This is a genomic window from Martelella sp. FLE1502, assembly GCF_053484255.1.
Genome location: NZ_JBAKFQ010000013.1, coordinates 67,497 through 90,024 on the forward strand (window position 1 = coordinate 67,497; position 22,528 = coordinate 90,024).

The 22,528-nt window shown below is 61.7% G+C and carries 27 protein-coding genes and 2 pseudogenes; 15 read left to right on the top strand and 14 right to left on the bottom strand.

The annotated features are described in order from the left end of the window. The first annotated feature begins 53 nt into the window (after nt 1–53). The 7 genes from tsaD to V6767_RS12800 all read left to right on the top strand — a co-directional run bounded on the left by tsaD (nt 54) and on the right by V6767_RS12800 (nt 5,865). Nucleotides 54–1,151 (top strand): tRNA (adenosine(37)-N6)-threonylcarbamoyltransferase complex transferase subunit TsaD, encoded by a 1,098-nt coding sequence (gene tsaD / locus V6767_RS12770; RefSeq protein WP_448473843.1) that lies wholly within the window; start codon nt 54–56, stop codon nt 1,149–1,151. Further along, complete coding sequence (locus tag V6767_RS12775) at nt 1,148–2,128, top strand: NAD(P)H-dependent glycerol-3-phosphate dehydrogenase (protein WP_448473844.1); 981 nt, start codon at nt 1,148–1,150, stop codon at nt 2,126–2,128. The genes tsaD and V6767_RS12775 overlap by 4 nt, the downstream gene beginning before the upstream one ends. 11 nt (nt 2,129–2,139) lie before the next feature. After that, nucleotides 2,140–2,433: a YciI-like protein gene (locus tag V6767_RS12780; RefSeq protein WP_448473845.1), complete on the top strand. Its 294-nt coding sequence runs from the start codon at nt 2,140–2,142 to the stop codon at nt 2,431–2,433. Between the two features lie 3 nt (nt 2,434–2,436). After that, nucleotides 2,437–2,856: an EVE domain-containing protein gene (locus V6767_RS12785; protein ID WP_448473846.1), complete on the top strand. Its 420-nt coding sequence runs from the start codon at nt 2,437–2,439 to the stop codon at nt 2,854–2,856. A 22-nt stretch (nt 2,857–2,878) separates the two neighbouring features. Then, a complete protein-coding gene (locus V6767_RS12790) occupies nt 2,879–3,067 on the top strand; it encodes a hypothetical protein (RefSeq protein ID WP_448473847.1) in 189 nt (62 codons plus the stop codon). A gap of 242 nt (nt 3,068–3,309) precedes the next feature. Further along, the gene (locus V6767_RS12795) at nt 3,310–5,445 is read left to right on the top strand and encodes a sodium-translocating pyrophosphatase (protein WP_448473848.1); all 2,136 of its coding nucleotides are present in this window, start codon (nt 3,310–3,312) and stop codon (nt 5,443–5,445) included. A 39-nt stretch (nt 5,446–5,484) separates the two neighbouring features. Continuing rightward, the gene (locus V6767_RS12800) at nt 5,485–5,865 is read left to right on the top strand and encodes a hypothetical protein (RefSeq protein ID WP_448473849.1); all 381 of its coding nucleotides are present in this window, start codon (nt 5,485–5,487) and stop codon (nt 5,863–5,865) included. Between the two features lie 66 nt (nt 5,866–5,931). On the opposite strand, the gene V6767_RS12805 is transcribed toward V6767_RS12800, so the two are convergent. Then, nucleotides 5,932–6,465 carry an outer membrane protein assembly factor BamE gene (locus V6767_RS12805; protein ID WP_448473850.1) on the bottom strand — a complete coding sequence of 178 codons (534 nt, stop codon included), beginning with the start codon at nt 6,463–6,465 and terminating at the stop codon, nt 5,932–5,934. 256 nt (nt 6,466–6,721) lie between these two features. On the opposite strand from V6767_RS12805, the gene V6767_RS12810 reads away from it, so the two are divergent. From V6767_RS12810 to V6767_RS12845, 8 genes are all read left to right on the top strand, one after another. After that, nucleotides 6,722–7,306: a ubiquinol-cytochrome C chaperone family protein gene (locus V6767_RS12810; RefSeq protein ID WP_448462788.1), complete on the top strand. Its 585-nt coding sequence runs from the start codon at nt 6,722–6,724 to the stop codon at nt 7,304–7,306. Continuing rightward, entirely contained in the window at nt 7,299–7,874 is a 576-nt protein-coding gene (locus V6767_RS12815; RefSeq protein ID WP_448473851.1) for a YceD family protein, read from the top strand. Before V6767_RS12810 ends, V6767_RS12815 begins: the two co-directional genes overlap by 8 nt. 134 nt (nt 7,875–8,008) lie before the next feature. Further along, complete coding sequence (plsX, locus tag V6767_RS12820; protein ID WP_448427232.1) at nt 8,009–9,055, top strand: phosphate acyltransferase PlsX; 1,047 nt, start codon at nt 8,009–8,011, stop codon at nt 9,053–9,055. Between the two features lie 54 nt (nt 9,056–9,109). After that, the gene (locus tag V6767_RS12825; protein WP_448473852.1) at nt 9,110–10,078 is read left to right on the top strand and encodes a beta-ketoacyl-ACP synthase III; all 969 of its coding nucleotides are present in this window, start codon (nt 9,110–9,112) and stop codon (nt 10,076–10,078) included. Between the two features lie 103 nt (nt 10,079–10,181). After that, a complete protein-coding gene (locus tag V6767_RS12830) occupies nt 10,182–10,526 on the top strand; it encodes an integration host factor subunit alpha (RefSeq protein WP_230721976.1) in 345 nt (114 codons plus the stop codon). 149 nt (nt 10,527–10,675) lie between these two features. Further along, a complete protein-coding gene (locus V6767_RS12835) occupies nt 10,676–11,197 on the top strand; it encodes a MerR family transcriptional regulator (RefSeq protein WP_448473853.1) in 522 nt (173 codons plus the stop codon). Between the two features lie 162 nt (nt 11,198–11,359). Next, nucleotides 11,360–13,903: a plasma-membrane proton-efflux P-type ATPase gene (locus V6767_RS12840; RefSeq protein WP_448473854.1), complete on the top strand. Its 2,544-nt coding sequence runs from the start codon at nt 11,360–11,362 to the stop codon at nt 13,901–13,903. Between the two features lie 70 nt (nt 13,904–13,973). After that, nucleotides 13,974–14,807: a polyphosphate kinase 2 family protein gene (locus V6767_RS12845; protein ID WP_448473855.1), complete on the top strand. Its 834-nt coding sequence runs from the start codon at nt 13,974–13,976 to the stop codon at nt 14,805–14,807. A gap of 639 nt (nt 14,808–15,446) precedes the next feature. Here V6767_RS12845 and V6767_RS12850 read toward each other — a convergent pair. The 13 genes and pseudogenes from V6767_RS12850 to V6767_RS12910 all read right to left on the bottom strand — a co-directional run bounded on the left by V6767_RS12850 (nt 15,447) and on the right by V6767_RS12910 (nt 22,508). After that, entirely contained in the window at nt 15,447–16,580 is a 1,134-nt protein-coding gene (locus V6767_RS12850) for a tyrosine-type recombinase/integrase (protein ID WP_448473856.1), read from the bottom strand. Between the two features lie 17 nt (nt 16,581–16,597). Further along, a pseudogene (locus V6767_RS12855) lies at nt 16,598–16,765 on the bottom strand (helix-turn-helix domain-containing protein); the annotation flags it as partial. Nucleotides 16,766–16,767: 2 nt separating this feature from the next. Continuing rightward, on the bottom strand, nt 16,768–17,886 hold the full coding sequence (gene dnaN / locus V6767_RS12860; RefSeq protein ID WP_448473857.1) for a DNA polymerase III subunit beta: 1,119 nt from the start codon (nt 17,884–17,886) through the stop codon (nt 16,768–16,770). Next, nucleotides 17,873–18,145 carry a hypothetical protein gene (locus tag V6767_RS12865; protein ID WP_448473858.1) on the bottom strand — a complete coding sequence of 91 codons (273 nt, stop codon included), beginning with the start codon at nt 18,143–18,145 and terminating at the stop codon, nt 17,873–17,875. Before V6767_RS12865 ends, dnaN begins: the two co-directional genes overlap by 14 nt. Next, on the bottom strand, nt 18,145–18,411 hold the full coding sequence (locus V6767_RS12870) for a DUF2312 domain-containing protein (RefSeq protein ID WP_448473859.1): 267 nt from the start codon (nt 18,409–18,411) through the stop codon (nt 18,145–18,147). The genes V6767_RS12865 and V6767_RS12870 overlap by 1 nt, the downstream gene beginning before the upstream one ends. 3 nt (nt 18,412–18,414) lie before the next feature. Beyond that, nucleotides 18,415–18,702 carry a hypothetical protein gene (locus V6767_RS12875; protein ID WP_448473860.1) on the bottom strand — a complete coding sequence of 96 codons (288 nt, stop codon included), beginning with the start codon at nt 18,700–18,702 and terminating at the stop codon, nt 18,415–18,417. A gap of 12 nt (nt 18,703–18,714) precedes the next feature. Next, nucleotides 18,715–19,188, bottom strand: coding sequence for a single-stranded DNA-binding protein (gene ssb, locus V6767_RS12880; RefSeq protein ID WP_448473861.1), 474 nt, complete (start codon nt 19,186–19,188; stop codon nt 18,715–18,717). Between the two features lie 209 nt (nt 19,189–19,397). Next, nucleotides 19,398–19,559, bottom strand: a pseudogene (locus V6767_RS12885) (hypothetical protein); the annotation flags it as partial. Nucleotides 19,560–19,582: 23 nt separating this feature from the next. Continuing rightward, the gene (locus V6767_RS12890; protein ID WP_448473862.1) at nt 19,583–20,242 is read right to left on the bottom strand and encodes a hypothetical protein; all 660 of its coding nucleotides are present in this window, start codon (nt 20,240–20,242) and stop codon (nt 19,583–19,585) included. A 303-nt stretch (nt 20,243–20,545) separates the two neighbouring features. Next, a complete protein-coding gene (locus V6767_RS12895) occupies nt 20,546–20,926 on the bottom strand; it encodes a hypothetical protein (RefSeq protein ID WP_448473863.1) in 381 nt (126 codons plus the stop codon). Further along, complete coding sequence (locus V6767_RS12900) at nt 20,923–21,255, bottom strand: hypothetical protein (protein ID WP_448473864.1); 333 nt, start codon at nt 21,253–21,255, stop codon at nt 20,923–20,925. Before V6767_RS12900 ends, V6767_RS12895 begins: the two co-directional genes overlap by 4 nt. 63 nt (nt 21,256–21,318) lie before the next feature. Continuing rightward, nucleotides 21,319–21,540 (bottom strand): hypothetical protein, encoded by a 222-nt coding sequence (locus V6767_RS12905; protein WP_448473865.1) that lies wholly within the window; start codon nt 21,538–21,540, stop codon nt 21,319–21,321. Between the two features lie 362 nt (nt 21,541–21,902). Beyond that, nucleotides 21,903–22,508: a hypothetical protein gene (locus V6767_RS12910; RefSeq protein WP_448473866.1), complete on the bottom strand. Its 606-nt coding sequence runs from the start codon at nt 22,506–22,508 to the stop codon at nt 21,903–21,905. Between the last annotated feature and the right edge of the window lie 20 nt (nt 22,509–22,528).

Here is a 22,528-nt window from a genome sequence, read left to right on the forward strand (position 1 = left end):
ATTGTTACCGGGTGTCTCGTAAACCGGATTGCGCCCTGCCGCAAACAATCGCGATGAAAAAACAGACACTCTTTCTCGGCATCGAATCGAGCTGCGACGAAACCGCCGCCGCCATCGTGGCGATGGACGAGGATTGTCGCGGCGAAATCATCGCCGATCTGGTGCTGAGCCAGTTGGAAGAACATGCGGCCTTTGGCGGCGTGGTGCCGGAGATCGCAGCGCGCGCCCATGTCGAGGCGATGGACGGGCTGATCGCCGGCGCGCTTGCGGAAGCGGGGATCGGGTTCGGCGATCTCGACGGCATCGCCGCGACAATCGGTCCCGGTCTGATTGGCGGGCTGATCACCGGCGCGATGAGCGGCAAGGCGATCGCCTATGCCGCTGAAAAGCCGTTTTACGGAATCAATCACCTCGAAGGCCATGCGCTGACGGCGCGGCTGACCGATGGCGTCGCCTTTCCCTTCCTGATGCTGCTGGTCTCGGGCGGCCATACCCAGATCGTGCTGGTCAAGGGCGTGGGCGAATACGAGCGTTGGGGTTCCACCATCGACGACGCGCTGGGCGAGGCCTTCGACAAGACGGCGAAGCTCCTCGGGCTCGGCTATCCGGGCGGGCCGGCGGTCGAGCGCGCGGCGGCTAAGGGCGATCCGAAGCGGATCAGACTACCGCGGCCGATGAAGGGCGAGGATCGGCTCGATTTTTCTTTCTCCGGGCTCAAGACGGCGGTGCGTCAAGCGGCGCAGGGACTGGCGCCGGTGAGCGGGCAGGATATCGCCGATATCTGCGCCGCCTTCCAGCTTGCCGTCACCGATACGCTGGAGGACAGGATTGCCCGCGCGCTTCGGCGATTCAGGGCGGAAGGTCTCGCCGACGATAATCAGTCCGCGCTGGTGGTGGCGGGCGGCGTGGCCGCCAATGGCGCGATCCGTGCCATGCTGACCGGGCTTTGCGCGCGGGAGGGTTTTACTTTCGTCGCGCCCCCCTTGCGGCTCTGCACGGACAATGCGGTGATGATCGCCTGGGCGGGGCTGGAGCGCCGGCGCGCCGGATTTCATCCGGACGACATGGAAATTTCGGTGCGCTCGCGCTTTCCGCTCGACGGCAATGCTGCGGCGCTGATCGGCAGCGGCAGAAGAGGGGTCAAGGCATGACCAGGAACACAGTCGTCATCGGCTCCGGTGCATTCGGCACCGCGCTTGCCGCTGTCTTTGCCCATGAGGGCGAGGACGCCGTCACCCTGCTCGGCCGGGATGCCGGGTTGATCGGGATACTGAAAACGACCCGACGGCATCAGGCAGCGCTTCCCGGCATTGCCCTTCCGGCCGCACTGTCGTTCACGATCGATCCCTCGGTGCTTGAGACGGCCGATATCGTGGTGCTGGCAATGCCGGCGCAGGCCCAGCGCGCTGCGGCGCTCTATTACGGCCCCTATCTCAATCCCGATGCCGTGATCGTTTCGGCCGCCAAGGGCATCGACCGCGCCAGTGGCCGGCTGATCACTGAGGTCATGAACGAGACGCTCCCGAACCATCCTGCCGGCGCGCTGTCCGGTCCCGGCTTCGCCGTCGATCTCGCCGCCGGCAAGCCGATCGCCATGGTGCTCGCCTTCGCAAACGGGGAGCGCGCCAAGGAGACCGCGACCATTCTTTCCGGGCGCACATTCCGGCTCTATGCCTCGAGCGATCCCGTCGGCGTGCAGATCGGCGGGGCGCTCAAAAATGTGCTGGCGATCGCCTGCGGCATTGTCGAGGGCGCGGATCTCGGCGAATCCGCCCGCGCCGCGCTGATTTCGCGCGGCCTTGCGGAGATGTCGCGGCTGGCGGTTGCCATGGGCGGCGAACCGGAAACCGTGCGCGGGCTTTCCGGCCTCGGCGACCTGGTGCTGACCGGCACCTCGCGCCAGTCGCGCAATTTCCGCTATGGGGTGGCGCTGGCCGAAGGTAATTTCGAGAGCGTCAATGCGGCGCTGGTCGAGGGCGTCTACAGCGCCTCCGTCGCCAGCGAACTTGCCGCGAGCCATGGCGTGGAGATGCCTATCTCAAGCGCCGTTGCCCGCGTGCTCGAGGGCAAGCTCGGCATTCCGCAGGCGCTCGAGGAACTGATGAGCCGGCCGATCACGACCGAATGAAGGAGAAGACCATGCTCTACGCCGTCTTGTGCAAGGACAAGCCCGATCACCTCCATATCCGTATGGAAAACCGCCCGCGCCATCTCGAATGGCTCGATGGGCTCAACGCGGCCGGCACGCTGAAGATCGCCGGTCCGTTTCTTGACGGCGACGACAAGCCCTGCGGCTCGATGCTGCTCATCGAAGCCGACACCCAGGCGGACGCGGAAGCGATCGCGGCCGAGGACCCTTATGGCAAGGCCGGCCTGTTCGATAAGGTCGAGGTCAAGCCCTACAAGTGGCTCTACAACAATCCGGAGGCATGAGGCATGGCCTATTGGCTGTTCAAATCCGAGCCGTTCAAATTCTCCTGGCAGATGCTGAAGGACAAGGGCGAGGCCGGGGAAGAGTGGGACGGCGTGCGCAATTATCAGGCGCGCAACAACATGCGGGCGATGGAAATCGGCGACAAGGGCTTCTTCTACCACTCCAATGAGGGGCTGGAAGTCGTCGGCATCTGCGAGGTCTGCGCGCTCGCCCATCCAGACAGCACGACCGATGACCCGCGCTGGGAATGCGTCGATATCCGCGCGGTCGAGGACATGCCCAAGCCGGTGACGCTGAAGGATGTGAAGGCCAATCCAAAGCTCGCCGACATGTCGCTCGTCACCTCCATGCGGCTCTCCGTGCAGCCGGTGAAGGAAGACGAGTGGCTGGAAGTCTGCCGCATGGGCGGGATGGACGTCTGACAGGCGGAACAGGAGCGATTTCATGAGTATCTGGCATTTGTTGGTTCTCGCGGTTCTGGCGGTTGGTTACATCTGGCCGGTCACGATCATCCTCAAGCGCATGGGCTATTCGCCGTGGTGGGCGCTCCTTTCGGTGTTCACGCCGCTGAACATGATTGGCCTGTGGGTGCTGGCCCGCGCCCGCTGGCCCCGGGTTGAGGAAAAGCTTTAGGCCCCACACAGCCCGCCATGTCTATCGTCTAAAGTGCGCGAAGGGCACTTGACGCTTCGCGCCCGGCCCATCACTCTCCCTTTGGCTGCGGGACGCGGGAGGAACAGGACGTCCCGGCAGCGCTATACGGCGGTTTCGGACCAGCCGGCAGGTGGGAAACCTTCCGACAGGGCGAGTTTCGCCGTGAGGTCAATTCGGCCGTCCTGCGCTTTTGCGCCGGCCGTAGAGGGAAGGAAAGCGAAATGACGATACTGCTTGCCGTGATTGTCTGCGGCCTTTTGTCGATCGTATACGCCCTTTGGGCGATCCGCTCGGTCATGGTCGCCGATCAGGGAACCCCGCGCATGAAGGAAATCGCGGGCTATATCCGGGAAGGGGCGCAGGCCTATCTGACGCGCCAATATACCACGATCGCCATTGTCGGCGTCGTCGTCTTCATTCTGGCCTGGCTGCTGCTTTCGCTGACGGCGGCAATCGGCTTCGTCATCGGCGCGGTGCTTTCGGGCGCGGCCGGCTTCATCGGCATGCATGTCTCCGTGCGCGCCAATGTGCGCACCGCCCAGGCGGCGTCCTATAGCCTGGCATCCGGCCTCGATATCGCCTTCAAGTCCGGCGCGATCACCGGCATGCTGGTGGCCGGTCTCGCGCTGCTCGGCGTCTCCGTCTATTACTACATTCTCACCGTCATTCTCGGCCACGCCCCCGATGACCGTCATGTCATCGACGCACTGGTCGCGCTCGGCTTCGGCGCATCGTTGATTTCCGTGTTCGCGCGTCTCGGCGGCGGCATCTTCACCAAGGGCGCCGATGTCGGCGGCGATCTGGTCGGCAAGGTCGAGGCCGGCATTCCGGAGGACGACCCGCGCAACCCCGCGACCATCGCCGATAATGTCGGCGACAATGTCGGCGACTGCGCCGGCATGGCGGCCGACCTGTTCGAGACCTATGCCGTGTCGGTGGTCGCGACCATGGTGCTCGGCGCGATCTTCTTCGGCGGTGCGGCGGTGCTTGCCGATGTCATGCTGCTGCCGCTCGCGATCTGCGGCGTCTGCATCCTGACATCGATTGTCGGCACCTTCTTCGTCAAGCTCGGCACCAATGGCTCGATCATGGGCGCGCTCTATCGCGGCCTTATCGTGACCGGCCTGCTGTCGATCGTCGGCATCGGCCTTGCCACCTGGGCGACCATCGGCTTCGGCTCGATCGGAGAGGTCGCCGGCCGCAACATCACCGGTCTGGCGCTGTTCATCTGCGGCATTGTCGGCCTGATCGTCACCGCGCTGATCGTGGTGATCACCGAATATTATACCGGCACGGGCAAGCGCCCTGTGACCTCGATCGCCCAGGCCTCGGTTTCCGGCCACGGCACCAATGTCATTCAGGGGCTTGCGGTTTCGCTTGAGGCGACCGCGCTGCCGGCGCTGGTGATATGCGGCGGCATCATCGTCACCTATCAGCTTGCCGGCCTGTTCGGCACCGGCATCGCGGTCACCGCCATGCTCGGCCTTGCCGGCATGATCGTCGCGCTCGACGCTTTCGGCCCGGTCACGGACAACGCCGGCGGCATCGCGGAAATGTCCGGGCTTCCGCCGGAAGTGCGCAAATCCACCGACGCGCTCGATGCCGTCGGCAATACCACCAAGGCGGTCACCAAGGGTTATGCGATCGGGTCAGCCGGTCTCGGCGCGCTGGTGCTGTTTGCGGCCTATTCCAACGATCTGGCCTTCTTCGCCGCCAATGGCGATCAATATCCGTTCTATGCGGATATGGGCGATATCTCGTTTTCGCTCTCCAACCCCTATGTGGTCGCCGGCCTGATCTTCGGCGGGCTGATCCCCTACCTCTTCGGCGGCATCGCGATGACGGCCGTGGGGCGGGCGGCAAGCGCGGTGGTGGCCGAGGTGCGCCAGCAGTTCCGCGACAAGCCGGGCATCATGGGCGGCACGGAGAAGCCGGATTACGGCCGGGCCGTGGACATGCTGACCCGCGCCGCGATCCGCGAGATGATTGTGCCGTCGCTGCTGCCGGTGCTGGCGCCGCTGGTGGTGTTCTTCGGCGTCTGGCTGATGTCGGGCTCCAAGGCCTCTGCCTTTGCAGCCCTCGGGGCATCGCTGCTCGGCGTGATCGTCAACGGGCTGTTCGTCGCGATCTCGATGACGTCTGGCGGCGGTGCCTGGGACAATGCCAAGAAGAGCTTCGAGGACGGCTTCGTCGATGCCGACGGCGTCACCCACGAAAAGGGCTCGGAAGCGCACAAGGCGTCGGTCACCGGCGATACCGTCGGCGATCCCTACAAGGACACCGCCGGCCCCGCCGTCAACCCGGCGATCAAGATCACCAATATCATGGCGCTGCTGCTGCTGGCGGTGTTGGCGTAAGGTTCATTCCCCCGGCTTCGGCCGGGGGAACTTTTCGGGTTGAACGAGTTCACGGAAAAAATGAGGAATTGCATGAAAAGACTTTTGGTCGCCGCTCTCGGTTTTGGCCTTCTTGCGGGCTGCCAGTCGACGCAGGAAGCAAATGAATTTGCGGTGGCCCAGACGGCGCTGGCCGGCAGCAAGGCCATGCAGAGAGAAGTTTCAAAAGAGTGCGTCAACGAGATGAAGGCGCTCAGCGCCGAAGACATACGCATGATTGCGGTCGTGCTCGACACGACCAAGTCCAAGGCTCTGCCCCTTCTGTGCTCGCGCATCGTAACCGGCATGGCCAATGGTGATCTGACCTACCAGGATTACAAGGCCGCCCAGCGTGGAAAGCTTTCGCCGAAGGTTGTTCGGGTGATGCAGGGCACGAACTGAGCGCCTGCGAAAATCGCCGGTCAAATGAAATGGCAGGCCCGGGGGCCTGCCATTTGTGTTTGTGGATTAGGGCCCGACCACACCGGCATTGTTGCCGGCGCCGAAGAAGTCGCGGGCGGCGCTGCTGCCGGTGCCCTGCAGGATCTGCTGGATGAAGGTGATGTCCTTGCCGCCGGTCGGCGTCGTCTCGGTCGCCATGTCGATGACATTGCCGTCCTGCAGCGTGTAGCGGCCGATGCGCTCGACGCGGCCATTGCCATCGAAATAGACAGCCAGAATTTCCTGGTCGACAAGACGCGGCTTCTGGAAGGTGAAGCGCTTTTCCTTCTTCTGCGAGATGTAGAAGAACACCTCGTTGTCGAAGGTCGCGGTGGTCGAGGGCTCGCCAAGCGTCAGAATAACCTGCTCGCGGCTGGAGCCGACCTTGACGAGCTGCAGCATCTGCTCGTCGACGACATAGCCCTGGTAATAGACGTTCTTGCTGCCGATGACATCGCTGGTCGAGCAGCCTGCAACCAGAAGGGTGACGGCGACAAGGGCACCGGCGGCTGCCGGGCGGGCCGGCTTCAGATCAAATTTCACACCGTGCGTCTTCAACATACACTCCCTGGCAGGTCTCGGCGCCGATCGGGCGAACCCGCCGGCTGATTGTTTTCATCTTTCGCCAGCTTCAGGCAATACCTGTTGCCGGCGACGATTCCCGGTTGCGGCCAGCCCCCGCGCAAACTACCATTGTCCATGGTTGGTTCATGGGGACTTCAGCCATCTTCGGTCGGCCCGTCATCGAGCTTCGCGTTTTCCAGGGTAACTGGATAAACCAGCTTGGGTCCGGATGCAATTGCATCGGGCGGGTGCGATGCCATGGAATTTTTGTAGAGAGAGTGGGACGACCTTGGGACTATTCAGCAGAAGACGCGGCAACCGTCAGGTGGTGGAGCGCCAGTATGGCGTGATCACGACGACGGCGCGCCAGCCGTGTTTTTATACCGATTACAACGTGCCGGACACGGTGATGGGGCGTTTCGAGATGCTGTCATCGGTAATGATCCTGTTCCTGTGGCGCACCGCGAAGTCATCCGACAGCGGCAAACAGCTCTCGCAGGAAGTGGTCGACGCCTTCTTCCTCGACATCGACTACTCCATCCGCGAACTGGGCGTCGGCGACAATTCCGTGCCGAAGCGGATGAAGAAGCTCGCCGGCATGTTCTATGGCCGGCTGGAACGCTATGTGCGCTGCCTTCAGGACCGCGATCTTGGCCAACTCGCGATCGCGCTTTCGCAGAATTTCCACGGGGTCGAGTCCGAGCCGGTCGATATGGCGGAGCTCGCGCGCTGGATGCTGGCCAATGCCGATCATCTCGGGCGCATGGACGAGGTCATGGTCGAAACCGGCATGGTGAGCTTCCTGGTGCCGGAAAGCACGGAGGTTGCCCGTGGCTGAAGAAAACGCCGATGACAGAAAACTGCCCTTCTCGCGGCCGTTCGCCGTTGCCCGCGCCTCATCCGCAGCCTTCGACATGCGTCTCGAGGCCGATGAGGCGGAGCGCGCGGCGACCGCGGCATTTCTCGATGTCCGTTCGGTCGAAAGCCTTTCGGCGGATTTGAGGATTTCGCCCTGGCGGCGCGATGGCGTCCGGCTCAAAGGCACGGTCAGGGCTGAGATCACCCAGAACTGCGTGGTCACGCTCGAGCCGCTGGAAGCGAAAATCGAGGAAGAGGTCGATGCCACTTTCCTTCCGGAAAATTCTCGCCAGTTTCACCGCAAGTTCAACGAGGAAGGCGAGCTGATCGTCGATCCTAACGGACCCGACGAGCCGGAGCCGTTCGCCGGAAGCGAGGTCGATATCGCTGCATTGGTGCTTGAGACGATCGGCCTTGCGGTCGACCCCTATCCGCGCAAGCCCGGTGCGGCCCTGCCCGACGACCTCGCGGACGACGACGGTTCCGATGATGACGCCGCGCCGTCTCCCTTTGCCGCGCTGAAGGACTGGAAAAACAAATCCGAATAGATTTTTGCTGATTGTCGGCTTGGCCGCAAACGGTGGAAACTGATGTTTTTCAACCGGGCTAGTTGTCTCGGGAAGCAAAAAGGGTATTTTGGCCCGGCTCCGCCGATGCAAGTGTAAACAGGGACCTGGAACGTTTGATTAGAATTTCCATTGATGTCATGGGGGGAGATGTCGGGCCGGAAGTCGCGATTGGCGGCGCTGCCCAGTCGCTGATGCGGCATCCCGATATCAGCTTTCTCCTCTACGGCAGGAAGGACGCGATCGAACCGCTTCTCGCAGGCTATCCGAAGCTTGCCGAGCGGGCCGAGGTCATCGATTGCGAAGTCACCGTCGAGATGGATGAGAAGCCGAGCCAGGCGCTCAGGCGCGGTCGCAATGTCTCCAGCATGTGGCGCGCGATCGACGCGGTCAAGGAAGGCCGGTCCGATGCCGCCGTCTCCGCCGGCAATACCGGCGCGCTGATGGCGATGGCGATGTTCTGTCTGAAAACCATGCCGGCGATCGACCGCCCGGCAATCGCCGGCATCTGGCCGACGCTCAGGGGCGAGAGCATCGTGCTCGATATCGGCGCCACGATCGGCGCCGATGCCAAGCAATTGCTCGATTTCGCGCTGATGGGCGGGGCGATGGCCCGCGCGCTGTTCGAGATCAAAAAGCCCACGGTCGGCCTCGTCAATGTCGGCGTCGAGGAGGTCAAGGGCGTGGAGCAGGTCAAGGAAGCCGGCAAGCTTCTGCGCGAGGCCGATATCGACAATCTCGAATATGCCGGCTTCGTCGAGGGCGATGATCTCGGGCGCGGAACCGTGGACGTTTTCGTGGTCGAGGGTTTCACCGGCAATATCGCGCTGAAGACGGCGGAGGGCACCGCCCGCCAGATCGCCGAATATCTGCGCTCTGCGATGTCGCGAACCTGGATGACCCGGCTTGGCTATGTGCTTGCCCGCGGCGCGTTTCAGATGCTGCGCGACAAGCTCGACCCGCGCAAGGTCAATGGCGGCGTGTTCCTCGGGCTGAACGGCATCGTCATCAAGAGCCATGGCGGCACGGATGCGGAAGGCTATGCCTCGGCGATCGACGTTGCCTATGACATGGTCCACAACGGATTGCAGGCCAAGATTCAGCATGATCTGAACGAGTATCACGCCCGTAACGAATCACCGATGGGTCCGGAAGCGGCCTGAGGCCGGCAATACCGGATAAACGCAGCCCTGCTGCTGCCAATAAGGAAAAGAAACATGACCCGTTCAGTCGTTTGCGGTTTTGGTAAAGCCCTGCCCAGACGCGTCGTGACCAACGATGAACTCCGGCAGTTGGTCGATACCTCGGATGCCTGGATCCAGCAGCGAAGCGGCATCAAGCAGCGCTATATCGCGGGCGAGGGCGAGACCTCGGCGTCGCTTGGCGAGGCCGCCGCGCGGGCAGCCCTTGCCAATGCCGGTCTGACGCCCGACGACATCGATCTCATCGTGGTCGCGACCTCGACGCCCGACAACACCTTCCCGGCCACCGCCGTCAATATCCAGCATCGCCTGGGGATGAACCACGGCTTCGCCTTCGACATGCAGGCGGTCTGCTCGGGTTTCGTTTACGCGGTGACGACGGCGGACAACTTCATCCGCGCGGGGCGGGCGAAGCGGGTGCTGGTGATCGGCGCCGAGACCTTCTCGCGCCTTCTCGACTGGACCGACCGCACCACCTGCGTGCTGTTCGGCGATGGCGCCGGCGCGATCATCCTTGAAGCCGTTGACGACGCGGCGGCGGGCGATCGCGGCATCATCGCCGCCAGCCTGCGCTCCGATGGCGCGCATTGCGAAAAGCTCTATGTCGATGGCGGCGTATCGACGACCGGCGATATCGGCCATCTGCGCATGCAGGGCCGCGAGGTCTTCAAGCATGCTGTCGGCATGATCACCGACGTGATCGAGGCCGCCTTCGACGAGGCCGGCATCACCGCCGACGAACTCGACTGGCTGGTGCCGCATCAGGCCAATCGTCGCATCATTGAGGGCTCGGCCAAGAAGCTCGGCATCCCGATGGAAAAGGTCGTGGTTACGGTCGACCAGCACGCCAATACCTCGGCGGCCTCGATCCCGCTGGCGCTGGCCGCTGCCGCCGGCGATGGCCGGATCAAGCGTGGCGACACGGTAATGCTGGAAGCCATGGGCGGCGGTTTCACCTGGGGCGCGGTGCTTTTGCGCTGGTAGCGGCGCTCATCGCGGATTCCGTCCCATCAGGCGCTTGACCGCCATGCCGGTCGGCAATAGTGTTCTGGGCGACGGGGAAATAGACAAAAATCGGGATGCGGTAATGCCTGGCAAAACTGTGACGCGCGCGGACCTGGCCGAATCGGTTTTCCGCAAGGTGGGACTTTCGCGAACGGAATCCGCCGAACTGGTGGAAACGGTGATCGACGAAATCTGCGACGCGATCGTGCGCGGCGAAACGGTCAAGCTCTCTTCCTTCGCGACCTTCCAGGTGCGCGACAAGAACGAGCGCATCGGCCGCAACCCGAAGACCGGCGAGGAAGTGCCGATCTCGCCCCGCCGCGTGATGACCTTCAAGGCGTCCAACGTGCTGAAGCAGAAGATCCTGAAGTCGCACTTGATGCGCCGCAACAAGGCCGAAAAGGCCGCCGCCAAGTCGGCTGGCTGATCCGTCCCCTGTCAATTTTCGATTCCGCCTTGTCATCGCGGCGCGTTCGCGATGAAATAGCTGCGATTCGATAGTGTTTTCGCGCGTCCGGGCGGGAGACCCACCTCAACTTTTTCTGGACGCGCTTTAGCGGGGAGCGTTTGACTGGCATGGACAAAAGTCCCGAGGCGTTTCGCACCATTTCCGAGGTTGCCGAAGAACTGGAACTGCCGCAGCACGTGCTCCGGTTCTGGGAAACGCGCTTTACCCAGGTCAAGCCGATGAAACGCGGCGGCGGGCGGCGCTATTATCGGCCGGAGGATATCGAACTCCTGAAGGGCATCCGCCACCTCCTCTATGATCACGGCTACACCATCAAGGGCGTTCAGAAGCTTCTGAAAAGCAACGGCAATCGGTTTGTCACCGCTGTCGGCAGCGGCGATGCCGAACTGATCGAGGCGCTGGCGCCGCAGCCCGAGGCCCGCAAGGACGAACAGCATTCGATCTTCGACGACGACCAGGTCGTCGGACGGCCCAAAAAGGCAAGCAGCAAGGGGTTTTTCCGCCGCGCCAAGGAAGGCGAGGGCGATGTCGATCCGGCGTTCGGCCTTGCGCGTTCCGACGACGCGATGCTGAAGGAGGTGCTTTCCGACCTCCTGGAATGCAAGCGGCTTCTCGATCAGGTTCGATAGGCGCTGCCAAGAACATGCCGGTTTGATCGACGTCATCCAAATATCGCGTTTTTCGTGTAGCGATCCTTTCGTACACGCATATTGCCAAACCGCCCGCGTTCTGTTTCCACTTATGGTGGCGAGACCGTGCGGTTTCGCAGGCGCCTTTGCTGGAGTTGGACGATGGCAGATGAAGCGGCAGGAACGGACCTCGAAAACGCGCCGGTCGACGCGGTTGTTGAAAAGCTGAAAACCGATATTGCGTCGGGGCTTTCCGAAGATGAGGCCGCCAGGCGGCTTGCGACCTATGGCCCGAATGCGCTGCCGGAGGAAAAGACCAGCCTCGCGCGGCAGATATTGCGGCACTTCGTGGGACCTATCGCCTTCATGATCGAGGCGGCGGCGCTGGTCTCGCTCGTGCTTGGCGACACCGGCGATTTCGTCATCATTTTCGGCCTGCTGCTCTTCAATGCGGGCCTCGAATTCTATCAGGACAGCAAGGCCACCAGCGCGCTCGCCGCGCTGAAGAACTCGCTCGCCCCGCAGGCAAGCGCGGTGCGCGGCGGCGTGGCCAAGACGGTGGATGCCGCGACGCTGGTGCCCGGCGATATCGTCAACATTCACCTCGGCGGCATCGTGCCGGCCGATATCAGGCTGGTCTCCGGCGACTACGCCTCGATCGATCAGGCCGCGCTGACGGGCGAATCGCTGCCCGTTACCAAGAAGGTCGGCGATCTCGCCTATTCCGGCAGCGTGGTGAAGCAGGGCGAGATGGCCGGCGTGGTGATCGCTACCGGCGGCAACACGTTCTTTGGCCGCACGGCCAAGCTCGTCGCCGGAGCCGGCGCCGTCAGCCAGGCGCAGAAGGCGATGTTCCACATCGGCAATTTCCTGATCGTGCTGGCCGTGGTTCTGGCGCTGATCATGGTGGCGGTTCAAGTCTATGTCGACATCGTGAAGGCCGACAATTGGGGCCTTGCCGATGCGCTGGCGATCCTGCAATTCGTGCTGGTGCTGCTGGTTGCGTCGATTCCGGTCGCCATGCCTGCCGTGTTCTCGATCACCATGGCGCTCGGCGCGCTGGCGCTGTCGAAGGAAAAGGCGATCGTCTCGCGGCTCTCCTCGATCGACGAAATGGCCGGCGCCGACATCCTGTGTTCCGACAAGACCGGCACGCTGACCAAGAATATCCTGACGCTGGGCGATCCGATCCCACTCGATGGCGCTGATCCCGCCGAGATCGTGCTGGCCGGCGCTCTTGCCTCGCGTTCCGAGGATAGCGATGCGATCGACGGTGCGGTGATTGCGGCGCTGCCGGACAAGACGGTGCTCGGAAAGTACCGGCTGGCGCGGTTCACGCCGTTCGATCCGGTTTCGAAGCGCACGGAGGCTGCCGTTGCCGGGCCGGATGGCTCGGCGTTCCTGGTATCCAAGGGCGCGCCGCATGCGATCGTGGAGCTTTGCGGCGGGGACAATGCGTCGGCGGTCGACACCCATGTCGCGGCGCTGGGCGAAAAGGGCTACCGCGCGCTCGCCGTGGCGCGCTCGGATGATGACGGCGCGCATTGGCGGTTGCTCGGCATTCTGCCGATGTACGATCCGCCGCGCGATGATTCGAAACAGACCATCGACAATGTCCGCACCAAGGGCGTGACGGTGAAGATGATCACCGGCGACGATACCGCGATTGCGCGCGAAACCGCCCGCCAGCTTGGCCTCGGCGCCAACATTCTCGCCGCGGCGGATGTGTTCCCCAAGGATATGGACCCCGATAACGTGCCCGGTCCGATCGCCAACCGCATCCTGACGGCGGACGGTTTTGCGCGCGTGTTTCCCGAGCACAAATACGCCATCGTCAAGACGTTCCAGAAGAACGGCCATCTGGTGGCGATGACCGGCGACGGCGTCAACGACGCGCCGGCGCTGAAGCAGGCCGATTGCGGGATCGCGGTCTCGGGTGCAACCGATGCCGCGCGCAGCGCCGCGGCGCTGATTTTGACGGCCCCCGGCCTTTCGGTGATCGAAAACGCGATCGACGAGGCGCGGCGGATTTTCGGCCGGATCACCAGCTACACGGTCTATCGCGTGGCGCTGACGATGACGATCATGTTCCTGGTGGTGCTGTCGACGATCTTCCTCGGTTTCCAGCCGCTGACGCCGATCATGATCGTGCTGATGTCGCTGCTTGACGACATTCCGATCATGACGGTCGCCTATGACAATACCACTGTTTCTGATCAGCCGATCCGATGGCGGATGCCGCATCTGCTGACGGTCGCGGCGGTGCTCGGTTTCGCCTCGATCGTCCAGTCCTTCGGACTGCTGATGATGGGGATGGAGGTGATGTCGGAGCCGGCGCGCTGGCCGGGGCTTGGCATAACGGACACCGCGCATCTGCAATCGATGATGTTTCTGCAGCTTGTGGCCGGCGGCCATCTGCTGCTGCTGGTCGCGCGCAAGGAAAACTGGTTCACGAAGAGGCCCTATCCGGCGGCGCCCTTGTTGATCGCAATGGTCGCCACGCAGCTGGTGGCGGTGCTGATGTGCGGTTTCGGCATTCTGGTCCCGCAGATCCCGTGGTTGGTGATCGGTCTCGTCTGGGTCTACCTCATCGTCTGGCTGTTCGTGCTGGGGCTGGTGCGGATCGGCGTCGACTATGTGCTCGAAAACCGCAGCGCGCGCCGGGCGATGTCGATCGATGTGATGAACGAGCGCCTGTTCCGGTAGTAACAATTTAATGCCGTTTTTGCCGCTCGTGCGTTAGGTTTGATGAAAGCGCAGAGCATGGGAGCATGTCATGGATTTTCGCAAGAAGCTTGCTATCGAGCCCGGCAGCACGGTTTCGCTTGCCGATATCGATCCGCACCAGGACGGCGGGATCGAGAGCAAGGAGGAGGGCAAGGAAAAGCTCTCCGGGATACTGGACGAAATCACGCCGCTGCAGGAAATGCTCTATGCGGAAAAGAAGCATGCGCTGCTCATCGTGCTGCAGGGCATCGATGCCGCCGGCAAGGATGGCGTCTGCTGGCACGTGATCCGCGCCATGAACCCGCAGGGCACCTATGTGGCGAGCTTCAAGCAGCCGACCGAGGTCGAGAAGGCGCATGATTTTCTCTGGCGCGTGCACCAGCGCGTGCCGGCCATGGGCCAGGTGGCGGTCTTCAACCGCTCACATTACGAGGACGTTCTTGTGGCCCGGGTGCACAATCTGGTCTCCAAGCAGGAATGGTCGAAGCGCTATCACCAGATCAACAATTTCGAGGAGTTCCTGACCGAAAACGGCGTCACCATCGTCAAGTTCTTCCTCTATATCTCCAAGGATGAGCAGCTCGAACGGTTCGAGAAGCGGCTGGAGGACAAGGACCGCCAGTGGAAGATCTCTCTTTCCGACTATGCCGAGCGCGATCATTGGGACGAGTATATCGAGGCCTATGAGGCGATGCTGTCGCATTGCTCGACGGCCCATGCGCCCTGGTATGTGATCCCCGCCAACCGCAAATGGTTCCGCAATCTCGCCGCCGCCGATATCATTCACCGCGCGATGCTCGATATGCGGATCGAAAGCCCGCACCCAACAGTGGATATCGATGAGATTTATCGGCGCTATCATCACGCCGTGCGCGAGCAGTGATTTGCCGGACTGGCTCGAACGCCGCTTAGGATTGCTATTTCTTGTCTTGTCCGTCAATGTATAAAATAAAATTGACGAATCTCAATTTATGCATGGATGAAACTATAAAAATACTATCTATATATTATTGTAATTTACTATAGAATTAACTAATATGTAAAGATTATGAAATATTGATATTTTTGAAGTATTTTGTTGAATAAAAATTGGAGGTGTGGCTTAATTTACTTATTGTGGCGGCTTTAGGAGAGCCGATATGCGTCTTTTCCGGTGCAGTAATTGCAGGCATCGCCTTCGCTATGGCAGGGCAGTCTGCTCGGTTTGTTACACGCCAACTCCGTTTGCCAACAGAAAATGGTTTTTGCTGACTTTCATCGTTGCGATGGTCGGCTTGACCTCCTCTGTCTTCCCCTTTTTTTCATCGACATTCGGCGCGGGGGTGGACGTTATCCAGCCCGATCCGTCCTTTTGGCAAACAAAGGCTGTCTGAAAACCCGTCGCGGTTTTTGTGCGCAAACCCGGTTTTGCCTCTTGCGCCTGCTCTAGCGAGAGTCTAAAGGGAACGGGCCGTCTAGACGGTTGGTCGGGGTGTAGCGCAGCCCGGTAGCGCACTTGACTGGGGGGCGGTGAGCCTCGGAGTTATTTTTCTTGCTTTTTCAGATCGTTGTCGCGGATGCCGTCGGCCTCCGTGGGATTTCTCGTGGGACTGGATGTCGCGTCCAGGGCGGCGCGGATGTCCTCGTCGAGGGCGTGGGCGTATTTTGTCGTCGTCTGGATATCGGCGTGGCCGAGGAGGCGCTGGGCGACGCGGAGGTTTGATTTTCGAAGCACCCGGGTCGCCGCCGTGTGGCGGGTGTCGTGGAAGCGGAAATCCTCGACGCCGGCGGCCGGGACGGCGCGGCGCATGGCCGTCTTGAGGCCGGCTTCCGTCAGCGGATAGCGGCGGCCCTTGATCAGGTTGCGCTTCTTCAGCGTGCGCCTAGCGACATAGGTGAAGACGATTTCGGGGTGGTGGTCCTTCTGCGACCATAGCAGATCATAGATCGCCTGCGACATGGGGATCACGCGCCGCCTGTCGCCCTTGCCGGTGACCGTGAACTGACGGCCGAAGAAATCGACATGTGGCCATCTGAGGCCGAGGATTTCCATGCGGCGGCAACCGGTGAGGAAGGCGAACAGAACAGCCTCGGCATAGCCGGGGCTGAGTTCCGACAGGATCCTGTCCTCCTCGGCCGCGCTCGCCTCGCGGACGCGTTCCTGCCGTTCCTTCAACAGGTGCTGGCCGAAATGGAAATCGGCCGTCTTGACCTTCCAGACGTTTTTCGCGCGCAGCATGATCTCGCGCAGCGGCTGGGTGCAGGTGCGGTTGACGGTGGCCGCCGAGACGAGCGGGCGCTTCGGATCGCCCTTGATGTGTTCGCCGCGACGTCTGGCGACGATCGCTGCGATCCGGGCGTCATCGATCTTCGCCAGATCGGTGTTCTTGCCGACGGCGTCATTCAGCCAGGCGAGGACCTGGAGCGTGGTTTCCACATTCTTGTGATGCTGGCCGATCTCCAGCCACCAGCGCGAGGCCGCCTCCTCGAAGGTCATGCGATCGGCCGGGCGGGTCTCGGCGGCGATCAGTTCGGCGCGGACCGATTCCTTGATGGCGTCTTCGACGCGCTTTGCTTCCCGCTTCGAAGTTGCGCCAGTTTTCCCCGAAAATCGACGACCCCTGACGACGAAGTCGTAAGAGTATGTCGCCTCGCCTGATCGCTTGTAGACTGACACTCGCGCCTCCTCGCATCAATGAACTCATCGAGATCGGCGCGGGTGTAGCGCCGCGTCGGCCGTTTCTCGCCGAGGCCGATATTAATCCAGCGCAGGCTTCCCGCCTGCGTCAAGTGGGCAAGCTGCTTTTTCGATATGTTGAGATAGCTTGCCGCCTGATCGGCGTTAAGAAGCCCTTCGCTCATGGTTACACCCGCATCAACATGATGACGATCAGGTCGTCGGCGTGGCCGTCGGGGCTGGTGAGCCTGATCTGTCCAGCGCCTGCGCCGGTGTGGATGGCGATGCGGGCGCCGGGCATGTGATCCAGCGCCCCGGCGAGGTATTGCTGTTTCACGCCGATGCGGGCTTCGATCTCGCCGTCGATTTCAAGGTCTTCGCTGGCGTCGCCGGCTTCGCGGTCTGCGGCCTCGATCGTCAGCAGGCCTGCAGAGAATGTGAGGACGGTGGCCTGGCTCATGGCAGTGAGTACCAGTCCGACGCGCTTGGATGCCTCCAGCAGCTTCTTGCGTTCCACCGTGATCGTGTCTTCAAGGCCGGCGGCGATCAGGCGCGGATACTCCGGATAGGTCGCCTCGACCAGCTTCGCCGTGATCGTGCGATTGCCGATCTCGGCCGAGATGCGGCGATCGTCTATTCTTAGCGATATTGTTCCGGTTTCCGGCAGCGCCTTCGAAAGTATGCCGACCATCTTGTCGGAGATGATGATGCCGGGCAGATCGGCCGGGCTGTCGAAGGAATCGATCACGCGCACCGTCAACAGGTGGCCGTTCGACGCGACCAGCGCAATATCATCCGCGCGCCGGTGAAGATGGACGCCTTTCAGATAGACGCGATCCTCCTTCTGGCCCGCCATGGCGAAAGCAGTTTCAACGAGCGCCTGGCGGAAGGGCTGGGCGTCAACGGTGATGGGCTTGGCGGTCATCTCCGGCAGGGTGGGGAAGTCCTCGGCCGGGAGGACGGGCAGGCGGAATTTCGAGCGGCCGGATTTGACCGTGACATCGTGCAGGGCGTTCGCCTTGGCGTCCGCATTGGCGATGGTGATCGCGCCGTCGGGCAGGCTCTTGACGATCGATAGCAGCATGCTGGCCGACACCGTGAAGGGCTCGAAGCCCTCCGCCGCATCGGCCGCGAAGCTGACCACGATCTCGATATCCAGATCCGTTGCCCGTAGCGTGAGCCTGTCAGGATCATCCGCCCGCTCAAACAGGACATTGGCGAGGATCGGGATGGTGTTGCGGCGCTCGACCGCGCTGTTTGCCGTTTCGAGCGCGGCGAGCAGCGCGGACTTTTCAGCGGTGAACATGGGCAGGCTCCGACGGTTTACCGGTGATGCGGCGGCGTTGACGCATGATCGTTTCGGGGGGGGGCAGGCTGGCGGAGGGATGGATTTCCCGAAGATGGTGAAGTGCCTCGACCGTATCGCCATCAGCGATGAGCTCGCCAAGGCGCTCTATATTTCTCCGCCAGTCGAGGCCGCTGAGCCTTTTGTGCGGCAGCGCTCCACGCCTCCTCAGTTCCGCCTCAAGTTGCGGCGTGTCGAATTTTTCGAGCGGATTTTCCATCACGCATCCTCCGGCGCGGGGATCATGCCGAGCGCGATCATGTAGGTGTCGAGCACGGCTTCCTCTTCCATGCGCTCGCTCTCGTCGAGCTTTCGCAGGGCGATGATCTTGCGGAGCGCCTTTGTGTCGAAGCCCGTGCCCTTGGCCTCGGCGTAGACATCCTTGATGTCGTCGGCGATCGTCTTCTTTTCCTCCTCCAGCCGCTCGATCCGTTCGATGATCGAACGCAACTGGTCGCGGGCAATGCCATGTGCATCGTTTGACATAAGCTACTCCTGAGGTGTTTTTGGAGGGATGGGATTTCTCAGCGCCGCCCGAATGTGAGCGGCGTATGCGCCGACGGCCTTCCAGTAAGCCGCCATTGGCCCTTTGTTCTGGAGCCAGCTTTTTTGCGCTCGCTGCCGAGCGTCTTTCGCGAGGTCATCCATTAGACGAGCAATAGCCTCGCGATCATCGATCGGCAGTTCCGCAAGCTCTCGCATGGCTGGCAGAGCGAGAACCGGATTTCGTATCTCCCGACGATTACTGCGGCTGATAGCCTTCTGCTGTTCTGACATTTTGCTGCAGCCTCAGAACGGAATGTCGTCATCGAGATCGGGCGAGATCGGCCGGGCGAATTCACCGCCCGGGTCACGCGTGGTTTCGCGGCCGTAATCGTCTGGATCGGTCGCGGGCGGCGGGCGGTTTCCGCCCGTGCTGTCGAGCATGGTGAGGACGGCGTTGAAGCCGTTCAGCACGATTTCGGTCGTGTAGCGGTCTTGGCCGTCATTGCCCTGGTATTTACGGGTGGAAAGCTGGCCCTCGATATAAAGCTTCGCGCCCTTCTTCAGGTATTGCTCGGCGATCTTCGCCAGGGCTTCCGAGAAGATGACGACGCGATGCCATTCGGTGCGTTCCTTGCGCTCGCCGGTGGTGCGGTCGCGCCAGCTTTCCGATGTGGCGATCGACAGGCTGGCGATCTTGCGGCCATCCTGCGTTGTGCGGATATCCGGATCGCGGCCGAGATTGCCGATCAGGATGACCTTGTTGACGGAACCTGCCATGATCAGCGCTCCCAGCAATCGATATCGGCAAGCGCGCAGGACTCTGGCCCTTCGACCCTTTGTGAGGGGTCGTCGAAGAAGGTGGGGGCGATCTCGGTCGCATAGTCGGCGATCGAGTGGCCATCGGTGAAGCGCTCGCCCGCCACCTCGACCATCTTCTTAACGAAGCGGTCGATGAACTCTTGGCGGGTCGGCGGTTTTACCGTCGTTATCAGCTCCAGCGCAGCCGCTGGATATATCTGGACGGAGCCCTTTTCAAAAAGGCTTTCGACACAATAGCCTTCCGACGTCAGGTCCGTCGAATATTCACCGACGATGATGCCGTGCCACGATGATCCAGCCCGTTTGCGCACGGGATCGCCACGAAGAAATTTCGGCATTTCGATATCCTTCCTTACACTCTGGCCGCGCGGGGATGCTGACCGGCGAAGATCGGCAGGAGGCGGCACATGTCGTTGAACTTTTCCTCGGCCTTCATCGGCGGCCAGGGCTTGATTGCTCCGCGCGTTTTCGGCGGCTTCGAGGGCGGCAGCGTGCGGGCGGTGGCGGGGCCGAACAGGGCTTCCACCTCGGCGCGCAGCATGCGGGCATCCATGTCGTGCACGGCGGCATGGCGGGCATTGGTCCAGTGCTCGGGCGGGGGCAGGCCGGCGGCGTGGCAGATCGCGCGATCCCAGCCTTCCTTGATGCGCGCGGTCGCGAGCATGAAGTGGTTCGCCGCCTCGGCGCTTTCCGTGCGGATGGTGGCGGCGATCAGTTGCTGGGCCGGGCGCGTCCAGTCGCCGATCAGGTACTCATGGGCATCATGAATGAGGAAGATCGCCGCGGTGAAATGATCCGCGCCCTCGTTCAACAGGGCGTCGGCGCCCATGACGGAATGCTGGGCGACGGAATAGGCCGGGCCGGGCGCCATGCCGTTGAAACGGGCGATCTTCGACAGGCCTTGCGCGATCTGGTCAAAGAATATCTCTGCGGCATCCGGCGCGCCAAGATCAACCAGCGTTCCGCTCGGGCGAAAGGCGTGGACGGGGTATTCGGTGAGGCGGGGGATCATCAGCAATCCTTTCAACCGTGGACGGAAAGCCATGCGTCCAGCCGAAGCCAGAACAAGGCGGTGAGGGCGAGGAGGGCGCAATAAAGCGCGGCGTAGGAAAGACGGGTGGTCATGATGTTGCTCCCTTCTGGTAAGGAGGAAGCTCAACCTCGGGGCAGGGCTCGTCGTGATATTCCTGCCATTCACGGCGTTTCCGGGAGCGTGCCTCCGCAATCTCAGAGCAGTCGGGGCAAAAGTCGAAACCCCATTCCCAATGCTCATAACCGACGGGATCGCCGCAAAACTTGCACTTTCTTGCGCCGCTCATGCCGCACCGCCTTTGCCGGTCAGGCGGGTGCGGGCGTCGTCGGAGAGGGGGAGGAGGGCGGCTTGCCAGTCGCCCTTGATCCATGCGCTGATCGCGCCCTTGATGACGGGGGCGTCGAGGCCTTCGGCGAGCAGGGCGGCGACGAAGGCTTCCATGGTGCAGGGGCGTCCGTCGGAGATCGCCGTGAGTTGCCATGCCGCGAGAAGACGTTCGACGATCTGTTGACCGGCGTCCTCGTCTTGATCGCCTTCGTCGGCGCAGAAATTGAGAGCCGTGCAGATCAACTCCTGGTCATCTGGTTTCCACTCGATATTCCGAGAAGGACCGGCGAAATTCGCCCAATCGAGCAGTGGTTCCGTTGCGTCGCGCCGGTTCATGCCGCACCGCCTTGTTCGGTGGACGCATTGCTGATCAGGGTTTCGATTTTCTTCGCGCTAAGGGGAAAGACAGCTTCGGCCCAATCTCCGTTTACCCAGGCTTTAACCGCATCGTGGATTTCGAATTCGTCGCATTCGGCAAGCAGCGCATTGACGAATTTCTCCATGCTGCACGGATAGCCATGTGGCTGCCGGACATAGCGGGTTGCGCGCGGGTTTTCGCGGTCGTGCTCTTCCCAGCCGCCGATGAGCTGGCTGCGGCCGCTGAGAACGTCCGTCCGCGCTCCGTTGACGGTGGCGTAGATGATTTCAGGTGCATTGCTTTTCATGCCGAACCTCCGTTCCGTTCGGGATGCCGGCTCGCGGGGAGCCGGACACCGGAGCGGAACGGGTTACTCACTCAGGTGATCGATCTCGACTTGGAGAAGCTTGATCAGGGTCGCCTTGCCGATGTTGAAAGAGGCAATAGCGACGTAGTTTTCAAGAACGCGGCCCGCGTCGCCGATTTCCTCGCTCAGATCGAGAATGCTGCGCGGCGTCGGCTCGCCTTCCGCCGTTGCCTGGTCGGGGCGGTCGATAGCGCCAACTCTGGCGTAGGATTTCAAGGGTCGCATGATTGTCTCTTCCTTCCCGTGGGGTGATGCCGCCGTGCGGACGGGCCTGCGCGGCGGCGGGGTGCGGGCCGGACGGTTGGCCTGCTGGGAGGAATGTTACCCAAAATGGGGATTATAGCAACCCCATATTGTGTAATTCTTATTACGCGCTATTTTCAACTATTGTCGGCAGTTGTCTGAGGTCATAAAAAAAAGCCCGCACGAAGCGGGCTTTGTCGGCTGTCGATTTTTTTATCCCCGCCAGTTGGGCGTGATGTATCCTGATATTGAGTAGATCGGCAGAGCACCCGAAATGACACAGCCGGAGGCTAGTTTTATGGATGAGAAGGCACTGAAATCCGCCTATACCGCAAAGGATGTGGTTATGACGCCTGAGATGCAGGAGGCAGCCGTGAGGCGTCTAGAAGAAATAGGATCGGCTTCTGCAGCCTATCTGGCAACTGAGGTCTTTCAAGCGGCCGTGAAGGTAGCTTTGAGCCAGGGCGTGCTGCAATACCCGAAAGATGACCAAAAGTGAGATCGACGTAGCGCTTTGCTTCGTTAAGGTGTCTGGATATTTCTTCCAGTTCATGGATTTCAATCACGGCCTGATGGAGCTTGAGGCGGGATCTTGCTGATACGCTCTGGCTTACACCAATCGGCGGGCCGCTTCTGCCCCCTTTGCGCGTAACCGCTTTTATGCCGTGTACGTAGTAATTACGGTACGAGCGTAGACGGTCAAACATGGTGGCAATGAATTCCAGGTCGTCTCTATATTCCTCGGGAGCAAAATCGTTAGCAAGCGTTCTAAATGCATCTAAAAGCATTGTGTTGTTCATGTGTGCAGTTAGTACGTCTATATGCTTGCCACCCCCAGACAGGGTGTAGACGAGCAATTCCATTGATGCTTCAAGCGCATTCCAGTCAACAACAACATTTCCGATGCTGGCGAGGAGCTTCTGCTCCTCGGCGTCTGGTGCCTTATGCATTGAATTCCTCCATCTTGTTC

What these genes read in the sequence shown, in the direction of transcription:
- ssb (WP_448473861.1), bottom strand. Translation starts at nt 19,188, where the DNA reads ATGGCAGGTTCCGTCAACAAGGTCATCCTGATCGGCAATCTCGGCCGC.
- V6767_RS12775 (WP_448473844.1), top strand. Translation starts at nt 1,148, where the DNA reads ATGACCAGGAACACAGTCGTCATCGGCTCCGGTGCATTCGGCACCGCG.
- V6767_RS12830 (WP_230721976.1), top strand. Translation starts at nt 10,182, where the DNA reads ATGCCTGGCAAAACTGTGACGCGCGCGGACCTGGCCGAATCGGTTTTC.
- V6767_RS12805 (WP_448473850.1), bottom strand. Translation starts at nt 6,465, where the DNA reads ATGTTGAAGACGCACGGTGTGAAATTTGATCTGAAGCCGGCCCGCCCG.
- V6767_RS12865 (WP_448473858.1), bottom strand. Translation starts at nt 18,145, where the DNA reads ATGGAAAATCCGCTCGAAAAATTCGACACGCCGCAACTTGAGGCGGAA.
- V6767_RS12810 (WP_448462788.1), top strand. Translation starts at nt 6,722, where the DNA reads ATGCCATGGAATTTTTGTAGAGAGAGTGGGACGACCTTGGGACTATTC.
- V6767_RS12905 (WP_448473865.1), bottom strand. Translation starts at nt 21,540, where the DNA reads ATGCGACCCTTGAAATCCTACGCCAGAGTTGGCGCTATCGACCGCCCC.
- V6767_RS12890 (WP_448473862.1), bottom strand. Translation starts at nt 20,242, where the DNA reads ATGATCCCCCGCCTCACCGAATACCCCGTCCACGCCTTTCGCCCGAGC.
- V6767_RS12795 (WP_448473848.1), top strand. Translation starts at nt 3,310, where the DNA reads ATGACGATACTGCTTGCCGTGATTGTCTGCGGCCTTTTGTCGATCGTA.
- V6767_RS12840 (WP_448473854.1), top strand. Translation starts at nt 11,360, where the DNA reads ATGGCAGATGAAGCGGCAGGAACGGACCTCGAAAACGCGCCGGTCGAC.
- V6767_RS12900 (WP_448473864.1), bottom strand. Translation starts at nt 21,255, where the DNA reads ATGAAAAGCAATGCACCTGAAATCATCTACGCCACCGTCAACGGAGCG.
- V6767_RS12870 (WP_448473859.1), bottom strand. Translation starts at nt 18,411, where the DNA reads ATGTCAAACGATGCACATGGCATTGCCCGCGACCAGTTGCGTTCGATC.
- V6767_RS12785 (WP_448473846.1), top strand. Translation starts at nt 2,437, where the DNA reads ATGGCCTATTGGCTGTTCAAATCCGAGCCGTTCAAATTCTCCTGGCAG.
- V6767_RS12835 (WP_448473853.1), top strand. Translation starts at nt 10,676, where the DNA reads ATGGACAAAAGTCCCGAGGCGTTTCGCACCATTTCCGAGGTTGCCGAA.
- V6767_RS12825 (WP_448473852.1), top strand. Translation starts at nt 9,110, where the DNA reads ATGACCCGTTCAGTCGTTTGCGGTTTTGGTAAAGCCCTGCCCAGACGC.
- dnaN (WP_448473857.1), bottom strand. Translation starts at nt 17,886, where the DNA reads ATGTTCACCGCTGAAAAGTCCGCGCTGCTCGCCGCGCTCGAAACGGCA.
- V6767_RS12790 (WP_448473847.1), top strand. Translation starts at nt 2,879, where the DNA reads ATGAGTATCTGGCATTTGTTGGTTCTCGCGGTTCTGGCGGTTGGTTAC.
- V6767_RS12895 (WP_448473863.1), bottom strand. Translation starts at nt 20,926, where the DNA reads ATGAACCGGCGCGACGCAACGGAACCACTGCTCGATTGGGCGAATTTC.
- V6767_RS12910 (WP_448473866.1), bottom strand. Translation starts at nt 22,508, where the DNA reads ATGCATAAGGCACCAGACGCCGAGGAGCAGAAGCTCCTCGCCAGCATC.
- V6767_RS12780 (WP_448473845.1), top strand. Translation starts at nt 2,140, where the DNA reads ATGCTCTACGCCGTCTTGTGCAAGGACAAGCCCGATCACCTCCATATC.
- V6767_RS12875 (WP_448473860.1), bottom strand. Translation starts at nt 18,702, where the DNA reads ATGTCAGAACAGCAGAAGGCTATCAGCCGCAGTAATCGTCGGGAGATA.
- V6767_RS12845 (WP_448473855.1), top strand. Translation starts at nt 13,974, where the DNA reads ATGGATTTTCGCAAGAAGCTTGCTATCGAGCCCGGCAGCACGGTTTCG.
- tsaD (WP_448473843.1), top strand. Translation starts at nt 54, where the DNA reads ATGAAAAAACAGACACTCTTTCTCGGCATCGAATCGAGCTGCGACGAA.